Source organism: Nostoc sp. (genome assembly GCF_036916975.1).
Lineage (GTDB): Bacteria > Cyanobacteriota > Cyanobacteriia > Cyanobacteriales > Nostocaceae > Nostoc.
On the sequence record NZ_JBALFF010000006.1, the window covers coordinates 20697 to 32916 of the forward strand.

Consider the following 12220-nt stretch of genomic DNA (forward strand, 5'->3'; position numbering starts at 1 on the left):
AACTACAAAACGAACTTGATTGACTCAAACTTAACTAATTCGTAATTACGAATTACGAATTATTTTACCTACACTTTTAAACCAGCCTTGGCTTGAACATATTCTGCTAGTTCAATATTTACTGGTACCGTATTCCAGATTTCTTGACAATATTCTTGGATGGCTCGGTCAGAAGAGAATTTGCCCATCCGTGCTGTATTGAGAATTGACATCCGCGTCCAGTGTTCCGGGTCACGGTAAGCTTGATTAACCTGGTCTTGAGAGTCAAGATAGGACTGGTAATCTGCAAACAGCATATATTGGTCTTGGTGCAATAGCGAGTCTACTAATGGACGGAACAGATTAGTATCACCATGAGAGAAAAATCCGGAATTGATCAGGTCGATCGCTTCTTTCAGTTGAGGATTGTTATTGTAATAATCCCAAGGGTTATAACCTTTGGATTTTAAATCATATACTTCTTCGGTTGTCAATCCAAATAAGAAGAAGTTTTCATTTCCCACTTCTTCGCGGATTTCGATATTAGCACCATCAAGTGTGCCAATAGTCAGCGCCCCATTCATGGCAAATTTCATATTGCCAGTACCAGAAGCTTCTTTACCAGCAGTAGAGATTTGTTCTGAAAGGTCGGCGGCTGGATAAACTCGTTGACCAAGCCTCACATTGTAATCTGGTAAGAATATTACTTTCAAGCGATCGCGCACATCAGGGTCATTATTAACAACATCACCAACGGCGTTGATTAATTTAATAATCAGTTTCGCAATGAAGTAGCCAGGAGCAGCTTTACCACCAAAAATAAATGTGCGAGGTGTAATTTCAATGCTGGGATCGTGCTTGATGCGGTTGTAGAGCGTGATAATGTACAGCACATTCAGATGTTGCCGCTTATACTCATGCAATCGCTTCACCTGAATATCAAACAGCGATTCTGGATTCACTTCAATACAATTGGTTGTCTTAATATATTCTGCCAAATTGCCCTTAATATCCTGCTTAATCTGCCGCCATTCTCGACGAAAATTAGCATCTTCAACAAAGGCTTCGAGTTGCTTAAGATCGTCTAAGTGATTAATCCAATTTGTACCAATTTTGCGACTGATTAAGTTAGTCAGTTGGGGATTACTTACTACTATCCAACGGCGTGGTGTGACACCATTGGTCTTGTTGCTAAACTTCTCAGGGCAAAATTCGTAAAAATCGCGGAGAACATCACGCTTGAGTAACTCTGTATGTAAGGCGGCGACACCATTAATCGCATGAGAGCCAACACTTGCTAGGTTTGCCATGCGGACATACTTTTCACCAGTCTCATCAATCAATGATAGCCGCGCTAGGCGATCGCCATCATCAGGATATTTAGCGCGAACTTGGCCAAGAAAACGCTGATTGATTTCATAAATAATTTGTAAATGCCTGGGCAGTAAACTATTAAATAAGCTTAAAGACCACTTTTCTAAAGCTTCTGGCAACAGAGTATGGTTAGTGTAGCCGAAAGTGTTTTGGGTGATTTGCCAAGCCTGATCCCAATCTAGCTGATGTTCATCTACCAACAACCGCATCAATTCAGCAACACCGATGGATGGGTGGGTGTCATTGAGTTGCACAGCATAAGACTGGTGAAAGTTATTTAAGCTTTCTTCTTTTCGTAAGTGAAGACGGATCATGTCTTGCAGGGAACAAGAAACGAAAAAATATTGTTGTTCTAAGCGCAGTTCCTTACCTTGAATTAACTCATCATTAGGATAGAGAACTTTGGTAATATTTTCTGAAACCACCTTTTTGTTCACTGCACCGTAGTAGTCACCGACATTAAACGCCTGAAATTCAAAGGATTCAGGAGCTTCAGCTTTCCACAGACGTAAGGTATTGGCAGTGTTGACTTTATAACCGAGTATGGGTGTATCGTAGGGAACACCTTTAACAACATTATGGGGAATCCAACGTACCCGATAGTGACCCTTTTCATCGTTATAGGCTTCAGTGTAACCGCCGAACTTGACATCTATGGTTTCCTCTGGACGAGGAATTTCCCAAGGATTGCCGAAACGCAGCCATTTATCAGTGATTTCAACTTGCCAACCATCCCGAATTTCTTGGTCAAAGATCCCAAATTCGTAGCGAATTCCATAGCCAATTGCAGGGATTTCTAAAGTCGAAAGTGAGTCCATATAACAGGCGGCGAGACGACCTAACCCACCATTGCCTAAGCCTGGTTCCTCTTCAAGTTCGCGCAATTGTACAAAGTCTAGCCCAGATTCCTCAACTGCTTGGCGCACTTGGTCGTAAATTCCCAAGTTGATTAAGTTGTTACTCAAGTGCGGCCCCAAGAGGAATTCTGCTGATAGATAACAGACAACTTTGACACCTTTTTTAATGTAAGTTTCTACGGTGTTGAACCAGCGTTGTAAAATGCGATCGCGTACTGTGTAAGCCAAAGCCATGTAATAATCATTGGGCGTGGCCGCAGCCGGAAACTTACCCTGAATGTAAAAAAGATTATCAGCAAGCGCCCGTTTGAGGGTTTCTATACTTAACCCTGTGCGATCGTCTTCAAATTGCAAATTTTGCAGTATTGGAGATTTCTGAAATGTCGTCATAATTATTTCCTGTGGGGAATGGGGAGTAGGGAAGGAGGAAATAACTCCTAACTCAGCACTAAGTAATCACAGTTGGCTGTTCTCGTCCTGTCAGTTCGCGGATCTGGGCTATCTCCTCAACAATGGTGATTAAAGAAACAAGTGCTTGCTGTGGATCGAGATCATGTTTTGCCGGATCTGGCTCGTAGCTTTCTAGATAAACTCTAAGGGTTGCACCTTGAGTACCCGTACCAGAAAGTCGCACCACAATTCGGGAGCCATCGGTAAAGCCAATGCGAACACCTTGTTTTTCGCTCACGCTGCCATCAACAGGGTCGGTATAACTAAAGTTATCACTGTATTCAACTTCATAATTACCGAACTGCTTGCCTTTGAGAGTTGGCAACAAAGAACGCAGTCTTTCTATTAAGTTATTAGCTGGCGCTGTCTCTATCTCTTCATAGTCATGGCGCGAGTAATAATTGCGTCCATAAGTCTGCCAGTGTTCCCGGACAATCTGCTCAACAGATTGTTGTCGTACTGCTAGGATATTCAGCCAGAAGAGAACAGCCCATAGCCCATCTTTTTCGCGGATATGGTTAGAGCCGGTACCAAAGCTTTCTTCACCGCAGAGAGTCGCTTTACCTGCGTCTAAAAGATTGCCGAAGAACTTCCAACCAGTGGGGGTTTCATAGGATTCAATGCCAATTTGAGCGGCGACTCGATCCACTGCTTGACTAGTAGGCATCGATCGCGCTACTCCTGCTAAACCCGAACTATAACCAGGGACTAGCTTGGCGTTGGCGGCTAATACTGCGAGGCTATCGCTAGGAGTGACAAAGAACTTACGCCCTAAGATCATATTGCGATCGCCATCTCCATCAAAAGCTGCCCCAAAATCAGGCGCATCCTCGCCGTACAAAATATCCACCAACTCATGGGCATAAACTAAATTTGGGTCAGGATGTCCGCCGCCAAAGTCTTCTAGGGGTGTACCATTACATACAGTTCCCACTGGTGCGCCCAAACGTTGCTCAAAAATGGCATGGGCATAGGGGCCAGCTACCGCGTGTAAGGCATCGATGCTAATCCGAAAATTTCCTCTGGTTAACAGTTGGTGAATCCCTTCAAAATCAAACAGGGACTCCATTAACTCTTCATAATCGTGTACAGAGTCAATCACCTCAACTACCGTCTCTGCCAAATGTGACTCACCTAAAGTTTCTAAATCTACATCTGGTGCTTCGAGAATTTGGTAGCTATCAATGATTTTACTGCGATCATAGATCGCCTCTGTCACCTTTTCCGGCGCTGGGCCACCATTATTGATGTTATATTTCACGCCAAAGTCACCATTTGGCCCGCCCGGATTATGACTTGCAGACAAGATGATGCCACCAAATGCCTGATACTTGCGAATAATAGCGGAAGTCGCAGGAGTAGATAAAATCCCCCCTTGACCAACTTTAATCCGCCCAATGCCATTAGCCGCAGCCATTTTCAAAATGATTTGAATGGCTTGGCGATTGTAATAACGACCATCACCACCCAGGACTAGAGTTTGCCCCCCCAAGTCCCCTACAGAATCAAAGATAGATTGGATAAAATTTTCCAGGTAGTGGGGCTGCTGAAAAGCTTTAACTGCTTTCCGCAGTCCAGAAGTACCGGGCTTTTGATCGGGGAAGGGAGTCGTAGAGACTTTACGCATATTCATAGATAATCTTTAACAAGGCATTTTCTCTTACAGCTTTGCATAAGTTTGTTACAACAAAAATTGCCACGTATTAAACTTTTAGACATCGACCGAATTTAAATATGCGTTATGCAGAACCCTTGTAGAGACGTAGCACTGATACGTCTCTACATTCTTAGTCCTGACGAGATAATTGTGATTGCGATTGTGAAGCTTTATAGCCAGCCAGTGCTAGCTCTGTACTCTTTTCCATTTCCTGAGTGTACATGCCAAGGCTTGCAGCACCGTTACACTTTGCCCGATAGCGACAAGTTTTGGTGAACTCATTATTTAAAACCTTTTAGCTCTAAAGGGTTGATTTTTTATTTGCAGATGCGATCGATATATAAGAGGATGTTTGAAAAGTCCTTTTCTTAGTAGCAAAATGTTTTAGATCCCCTTAAATCCCCCCTTTTTAAGGGGGGACTTTGATTCCAGTTCCCCCCTTAAAAAGGGGGGTTAGGGGGGATCAACAAGTGCCTAAAATCACAGCTAAATACTTTTCAAACAACCTTTAAGACCAGTGCGCTAAAACGCAACTACAAACCTTAGTGCTACGAATTACGAATTACGAATTATTTTAGTAAGGCCATTTCCAGTTGACGATTTCTGGCTGATCAATACCGTGCTTGTGAGCATAATTCCGGTTGTTAATAATTTCGTTCTTCATGCGTTCTCTAACATAGACAGCAGCAGAACCCAGCTTTGGAACCCGATCAATCACGTCAATCACCAGATTGAACCGATCAACTTGGTTGTTGATCGCTAACTCAAGTGGTGTGTTAATGCTGCCCTTTTCCTTGTAGCCGCGCACATGAATATTTTGATGGTTAGTCCGATGATAAGCAAGTTTGTGAATCAGCCAAGGATAGCCGTGGAAGTTGAAAATTACAGGCTTATCTGTGGTGAAAAGACTATCGAAATCCCAGTCTGATAATCCATGTGGATGTTCTGTATCTGGTTGCAACTTGTACAAGTCAACAACATTAATAAACCGCACCTTGAGGTCGGGGAACTCATCTCTTAAAATGGCAGTTGCAGCTAAGGCTTCCATAGTCACAACATCTCCACAAGATGCCATGACGACATCAGGAAGATCGGGTTCTTGCCCATGATGGTCATTGCTTGCCCAGTCCCAAATACCGATGCCTTTAGTGCAATGTGCGATCGCTTCTTCTATGTTGAGAAACTGGAGGTGTTTTTGCTTATCTGCAACGATGACGTTGACGTAGTTGGTGCTACGTAGGCAATGATCGGCTACAGAAAGTAGACAGTTAGCATCGGGAGGTAGATAAATCCGGGTAACTTCAGCACTCTTATTAGTAACCAAATCTATGAATCCTGGATCTTGGTGGCTAAAACCGTTATTGTCTTGTCGCCAAACAGTAGAGGATAGTAAGATATTCTCAGAAGAAACAGGCGATCGCCAAGCAACTTCATTTTTGCTGATTTCCAGCCATTTGGCGTATTGGTAAAACTGCACCATCCCGAATGGGGTTGATAAATTTATTGGAATGCCAAGCCGTTGCCAGAGGCCCAGTTTCTGCTTCACCATCACCAACAACTGCCGTCACAATCAAATGCGGGTTATCGAAAGCAGCACCGTAGGCGTGGGAGAGGCTGTAACCTAACTCGCCGCCTTCATGAATCGAGCCAGGAGTTTCAGGTGTGCAATGACTACCAATTCCACCAGGAAAGGAGAACTGTTTGAAAAACTTCAGCATACCTTCCTCGTCCTCGCTCTTATCAGGATAAACCTCAGAATAGGTTCCTTCTAAGTATGTCGGCCCAAGGATGCCCGGAGCGCCATGACCGGGGCCTGCGATGTAAATCACGTCCAAATCATATTTCTTGATTAAACGGTTGAGATGAACGTAGATAAAGCTCAAACCGGGACTTGTACCCCAGTGTCCTAACAGGCGATTTTTGATGTGTTCTGGCTTGAGGGGTTCTTTTAGCAGTGGGTTGTCCTGCAAATATATCATGCCTAGAGCTAGATAGTTGCATGCACGCCAGTAAGCATTTATCTGACGCAGTTCTTCAGTACTAAGTGTGGCAGATTTGTCTTGTTTTAAATCTGAAGACTTGGGCTTAGAAGGAGAAATAGTCATAGATTTTGAATCCTACTAATCTATTTTTAGTTAAAGAATCTTTGAACACGCGATGTCTGAAGACAAGCCGCTTGCGATCGCCCTACAGCCCTTCTCAAGACAGGAGACGCTACGCATAGCTTGGCTTTTGAGTCGGGGTACGGGCATCTTACGACGGGTGTCTCCTATTATTCCAAAGAGAGAAGCTAGCGCCTACCGTAGGATGCCCAAAGGGCTGTAGGCAGAAGTCGATCCGCCGACGCTCAGAGTTATCTGAGCGTCTACACAGTTTTAAAACCCGATGTTTCAAGACTAAATATGAATATCAAAGAAGTGATGTAGTACAGTGCATCTACCATTGGGTACTACATTGATCAATCTCAAAATAGTTAAGCGGATATCAATCGATAACTACGGTTTTAGTCGCGGTTTACTTACACAATCAGCTACTTCCAATACAGTTTGCATAAGGTTAGCAATTAACAAGACCCTGAAGTAATTGAGTCAAAAAATCGATCTTTCCCCATTACAAAAATCTCGATTTTTAGCTAACCCAATCCTATTGTCCGCACTTCACTATTCACTACTATCTTGTTTAAAATTACCTGATGTCTGGATTAAAAGGGTGAATATGCAGTACATACGCTATAAGTACCTATATTCTGATATATCTTCTAACTTTAACATCTAACCAAGGGTAGAGAAAATATAGTTTAGAAGTTAAATAAATTACGCTATAAGTTTAGTGTTATATCTAAAAAAATAGATTAGTTATAAATATTTGCATTTTAGTTATAAAAACTGGCATAAACTCAGTTAAATATTAACCAACTATTAACCTATTTATGATTTTTTATGTCCCTTTTTACCAAAATGCTTCTTGATATTTTGCCAGGTCAACCTTTTCCAATTGGCGCTACAGTTACTCCTAATGGTGTCAATTTTTCGGTATTCTCTAAAAGTTGTACTGGACTGGAATTATTGCTCTTTGATGAGCCAAATTCAGCCCAACCCAGCCGTGTAATTCAGCTACACAAAAAGCATAATAAAACCTTCTACTATTGGCATATCTTAGTCTCAAATATTGGTGCTGGGCAAGTTTACGCTTATCGGGCGTATGGACTTTATGCGCCAGATCAAGGACTAAGGTTTGATAGCAGTAAGGTACTACTTGACCCCTATGCGCGAGCGGTAGCAGGTTGGGATAATTATAGTCGTGAAGCTGCTAGCTGTTTTGGCAAGGATAATTGCGCCCAAGCGCTACGGGCGGTGGTAGCACCAGATCCCAAAACCTACGACTGGGAGGGGGATCTTCCCTTACGGATTCCTTATGCAACAACAGTCATTTATGAACTGCACGTAGATGGTTTTACTCGTCATCCATCTTCTGGTGTGTCTTCCGAAAAACGCGGTAAGTATGCAGGACTGATTGAGAAAATTCCTTATTTGCAGGAATTAGGAATAACCGCAGTTGAATTATTACCAATTCATCAGTTTGATCCTGATGATGCACGTCCTAGTCACAAGAACTACTGGGGCTACAGTACGATCAGCTTCTTTGCACCCCACAGCGATTACAGTTCCCGTAGCGATCGCCTAGACCCCATAAATGAATTTCGCGATCTGGTCAAAGCCCTTCACCGCGCCGGGATTGAGGTGATTTTAGATGTTGTCTTTAACCATACGGCAGAAGGTAGCCAGGATGGGCCAACATTGTCATTTAAGGGATTAGACAACCAGGCTTATTATCTTCTGGAAGCAAACCAAGCTGAATATAGTAATTACAGTGGTTGCGGTAATACTTTGAAAGCGAATCATCCGATGGTTACGCGGATGATTTTAGATAGTTTATACTACTGGGTAGCCGAAATGCACGTAGACGGTTTCCGCTTTGATTTAGCATCTGTCTTATCTCGGAGCAAATTAGGTCAACCCTTTGCCGATTCACCTGTTCTCTGGGCGATAGAAACAGACCCAGTTTTAGCGGGAACCAAGGTAATTGCTGAAGCTTGGGACGCGGCTGGACTATACCAAGTAGGAAGCTTTTTAGAAGGTAGCAGCGATCGCTTTGCAGAATGGAATGGACCTTACCGCGATGATGTGCGCCGTTTTGTAAAAAGCGATCGCGGTATAGTAAGTCAGTTAGCGGCTCGCGTCATGGGTAGCCCAGATATCTACTTACGACCAGACTACGAACCGAATCATAGTATTAACTTTATTACCTGTCACGATGGTTTCACCTTAAATGATTTAGTTTCTTACAACTACAAGTACAACGAAGCTAATGGGGAAAATAACAGTGACGGCACAAACAACAACAATAGTTGGAATTGTGGCGTAGAGGGGGTTACGGACGATCCAGAAATCGAAATACTGCGCTTGCGACAAATCAAAAACTTCTTCACCATCCTTTTATGTTCCCAAGGAACGCCGATGTTGCTCATGGGAGATGAGATTAGGCGATCGCAAAAGGGGAATAACAATGGTTACTGCCAAGACAATGAACTGAGTTGGTTTGACTGGAGCAGTATCGAAAAACACCAAGATTTATTGCGCTTCGTTCGAGGACTGATTCACTTTATCCAATCCTTAAAAATCTTTCGACAAAAGAAACTTCTCAGTGTTACTCATGGCTCTCGTAAGCCACACATCATCTGGCATGGTACAAAACTAAAGCAGCCTGATTGGGGGAATGATTCTCGTAGTCTGGCATTCACCCTGCGTCACCCAAAATTTAATGAGCATCTACATATTATCCTCAATCTTTATTGGCAGCCGTTGACATTTGAATTACCACTTTTGGGTAGTGGAGAAGGCTGGCATCAAATTGTAGATACTGCTTTGCCATCTCCTCAAGATTTCTCCAATTTGAAAACTGCACCCTTAATTGCATCTCAAGAATATCAAGCTGAGAGGCGGTCAGTGGTGGTGCTGATGGCACGTTAGCCTACCACCCCCGTTTTCTAAACGGGCATTTCCTGATAGCAGTAACTACAGCGCCAGTAAAGTTCTCCCAAACGCACATGACGGAGTAAAATGTCTGAACAGTTAGGGCAAAAATGCTTACTTATCATCGATTGACTGATTGTTGTAGATATACTCAATTTGCGAGGACTCGTTAATAAAGCTTTATTAAGCATATATTTCACTAAACTTTGTCAATTTGTTGATGAAGGTTAGTATGACACTCTAATGTTAGAAATCATGTTTAACCAAGCGTTTGATTGGTGTATAAGTTGTACAAGTTTTACTAAGATATTTTATTTTTAACCTTTATCTAATAACTTTTGAGCGTTTATCTGTCCTATGGTGTAATTCCATTTAAAAAAATATTTACAACATATAAATTGGCTGTAGTAGAAGTATGCATCTGTATGCCTCTACCCATATATCATTATTCTTGAATAAATTCTGTCTCTTGTTCTTTTTGGGATAATTTATTCTTTGGAGGTCTCTTAACCAGCCGAAGTTTCATCCACTGGAAGGAAACAAGGTTGATTAACAGACCGATGATGAACAAAATCAGCATAAGCACAACCTGATACCAAGCGATCGGTTGCACCATCAAATCTGCAACAAGATGGCAAAAATTTAGTACGGTATATAATACGGTTAAACCAAACTGAATGCTTCAGTAGCGACTCGAATCAGTAAACACAGTAGCAACGATCGCAGCCATCGGGAACACAAAAAAGCCCAACATTGGACTCTAGATGTCACTTTTGCTGAAGATGCTTGTCGCGTCCGTACTGGTCATGCTCCACAGAACTTGGCATTGCTGCGACGGATTGCACTTAATGTTTTGAATTTGGAGCAATCTTTTCAACGTAGTAATCGTCAAAATCGAATCGAGCAGCTATGGATAATAATTATATGCTGATGATTCTTGCTGCTTGTTTATCCCAAAATAATGATGCATCTTTATCCGCTTGTCAATAGGATTTGAGATGCGCTTACCCTGAGTGGGGTAGACGTTGGGCGACAGCGGACGAATCGCGCTTATGTGCAATATCTTTGCCTAAAGAAAGCGGTGAAAGTTCGCCTGCGACGCTTCTCTAGGAAGTTATTGGTAAGAGCAATTATGTTTTAGCAAGCAAATGAAATCGCGTGTGATTTGTATAAGTTCTACTAAAACATTCTACAGGTAGATATTATATTGGGCAAATTTTGTAAACATTCAATTTAGAGCAAAAGAAACCATAGCTCTCGATTCAATCGAAACTTGACTCGGTTCAGACAAAGCTAAAAGCTAAGTTTCTTAAATTCGACGATTAACGGGTCTGGCTCAGAAAACAAGAGCGAAAAATCAAGTTTCTTGACTAGCGATTTTAGATTTTGGATTAAAAGAATTTTTGGTTCATGCCCCGACGCCACTTGCTTTATGCCGGGAAACCCGTCCACCGCAGTGGCTCCCCCTTGTGGGCGGAATAAATCTAAAATCCCATTGCTCCTAAATCTGACGCTCGTTCGCTCTTAGCGTCTCCCCTTGGGAGATGACTCGCTAACGCTTCTCTACGAGAGGCTTCGCCAACGCTATCAAGCCTTCTCCCCTTGTGGGCGAGGTTAATCCAAAAGACGCTCTCTACGAGACGCTAAAAGCGAACGCGGACTCGCTAACGCTCCGCTATCGCAAATCCAAAATCCAAAATTGTTTGACCATCGTGCAGACAAATTGCAATAAAGGAAACAAACTCATGACACCCCCAAACGGAACGGAACACCGGGCAATCGTCGATACCCACCGGCATCCGATCGGACCCAAGCTCGCCGCCAAAATGGCGGAGTCAGGTCTGTACGACCCGAAACAACCATTCCCGCAGGCCAACGATAAGGACTTGATCTGCTATCGCGAGTTTTTCGATTTGGACTACGCCATGCCCAAGCAGCGCGAGGGCGGCGTTACTCTCAGCCTTGCTAGCAATGGTGGCGAGGTGGAATGGTTTGCGCGGGACCTACTTCAAGTCAGCACGGGCGACGCCCTCAAGATCCTGAACGACGAATACCTAGAGATCAGGGATCGCTATCCCGGCGAGTTCGAGCTGATGGCCAACGCACACGCGCTCGAAGAGGACTGTCGGCCGATTGTCGAGGACATGATCCGCCAAGGCGCCGCCTTGGCGATTGCGGTTTCGTCCAGTTACGGCGACGGCGCGCACCGCGCCTTCCTCGACAGCCCCAAGGCGGAATGGCTGTGGGAGTTTGCGGAAGCGAATGACATCGTGGTGCATATCCATCCACCGATGCAGTCAATCGGGCACGAGGCGCTTATGCAATACCGCCTCAACGAGGCGGTTGGCCGACCCTTCGACTCGACCGTGAACGGTGCCCGGATGATCGGCTCCGGCGTGTTCGATCGCCACCCGAAGCTGCAGGTGCTGATCGTCCACATGGGCGGCGGACTCGCCTCGGTCCTTGGACGCCTCGAATTCAATTGGCACCTCAACTACAACGGTATCCGCAACCCGCCGGCCGGCAAGCCATACACGAACAAGCGGTCGCCATTTGACTATTTCAAGACCAACATCCTGGTCGACTGCGTGGGGTTCAACCCAATTGGACTACGCGCCGCGGTTGAGATGTGCGGTGTAGACCGAGTGGTGTTCGGCTCCGATTACGGCCCGATTCCATACGGGATCAAAGAGCATGTGCAGATCGTCGAAGACGTGCTTCCGAGCCCGGCTGAGCGCCAACAGGTGTTCTGGAAGACGAGCAACCGCGTATTCCGCCTGGGCCTATCCGATACCAGTGGTGTGGAGCAGTCGGGTAGCTGTGGTGAAGCAGTTGGGGTGGAGTCAATATAACTCTCTTTGAGGAATTAA

At 44.1% G+C, this 12220-nt stretch carries 6 protein-coding genes and 1 pseudogene; 3 read left to right on the plus strand and 4 right to left on the minus strand.

Going from position 1 to position 12220, the window contains the following annotated elements; translation table 11 throughout:
• Positions 1 to 68: 68 nt before the first annotated feature.
• From V7K73_RS00710 to V7K73_RS00720, 3 genes and pseudogenes are all read right to left on the minus strand, one after another.
• On the minus strand, positions 69 to 2600 hold the full coding sequence (locus tag V7K73_RS00710) for a glycogen/starch/alpha-glucan phosphorylase (RefSeq protein ID WP_334876204.1): 2532 nt from the start codon (positions 2598 to 2600) through the stop codon (positions 69 to 71).
• A 58-nt stretch (positions 2601 to 2658) separates the two neighbouring features.
• Complete coding sequence (locus V7K73_RS00715) at positions 2659 to 4293, minus strand: alpha-D-glucose phosphate-specific phosphoglucomutase (RefSeq protein WP_334876206.1); 1635 nt, start codon at positions 4291 to 4293, stop codon at positions 2659 to 2661.
• 598 nt (positions 4294 to 4891) lie between these two features.
• Positions 4892 to 6422: pseudogene (locus tag V7K73_RS00720) on the minus strand (hypothetical protein).
• A gap of 52 nt (positions 6423 to 6474) precedes the next feature.
• Here V7K73_RS00720 and V7K73_RS00725 point away from each other — a divergent pair.
• Both V7K73_RS00725 and glgX read left to right on the plus strand, forming a co-directional pair.
• Positions 6475 to 6642: a hypothetical protein gene (locus V7K73_RS00725; protein WP_334876208.1), complete on the plus strand. Its 168-nt coding sequence runs from the start codon at positions 6475 to 6477 to the stop codon at positions 6640 to 6642.
• Between the two features lie 614 nt (positions 6643 to 7256).
• Positions 7257 to 9347: a glycogen debranching protein GlgX gene (glgX, locus tag V7K73_RS00730; protein WP_334876210.1), complete on the plus strand. Its 2091-nt coding sequence runs from the start codon at positions 7257 to 7259 to the stop codon at positions 9345 to 9347.
• A gap of 509 nt (positions 9348 to 9856) precedes the next feature.
• On the opposite strand, the gene V7K73_RS00735 is transcribed toward glgX, so the two are convergent.
• Positions 9857 to 9988 (minus strand): hypothetical protein, encoded by a 132-nt coding sequence (locus tag V7K73_RS00735; RefSeq protein WP_334876212.1) that lies wholly within the window; start codon positions 9986 to 9988, stop codon positions 9857 to 9859.
• A gap of 1107 nt (positions 9989 to 11095) precedes the next feature.
• Between V7K73_RS00735 and V7K73_RS00745 the strand changes: the two genes are divergently transcribed.
• Positions 11096 to 12202 (plus strand): amidohydrolase family protein, encoded by a 1107-nt coding sequence (locus V7K73_RS00745; protein ID WP_334876214.1) that lies wholly within the window; start codon positions 11096 to 11098, stop codon positions 12200 to 12202.
• Positions 12203 to 12220: the final 18 nt, after the last annotated feature.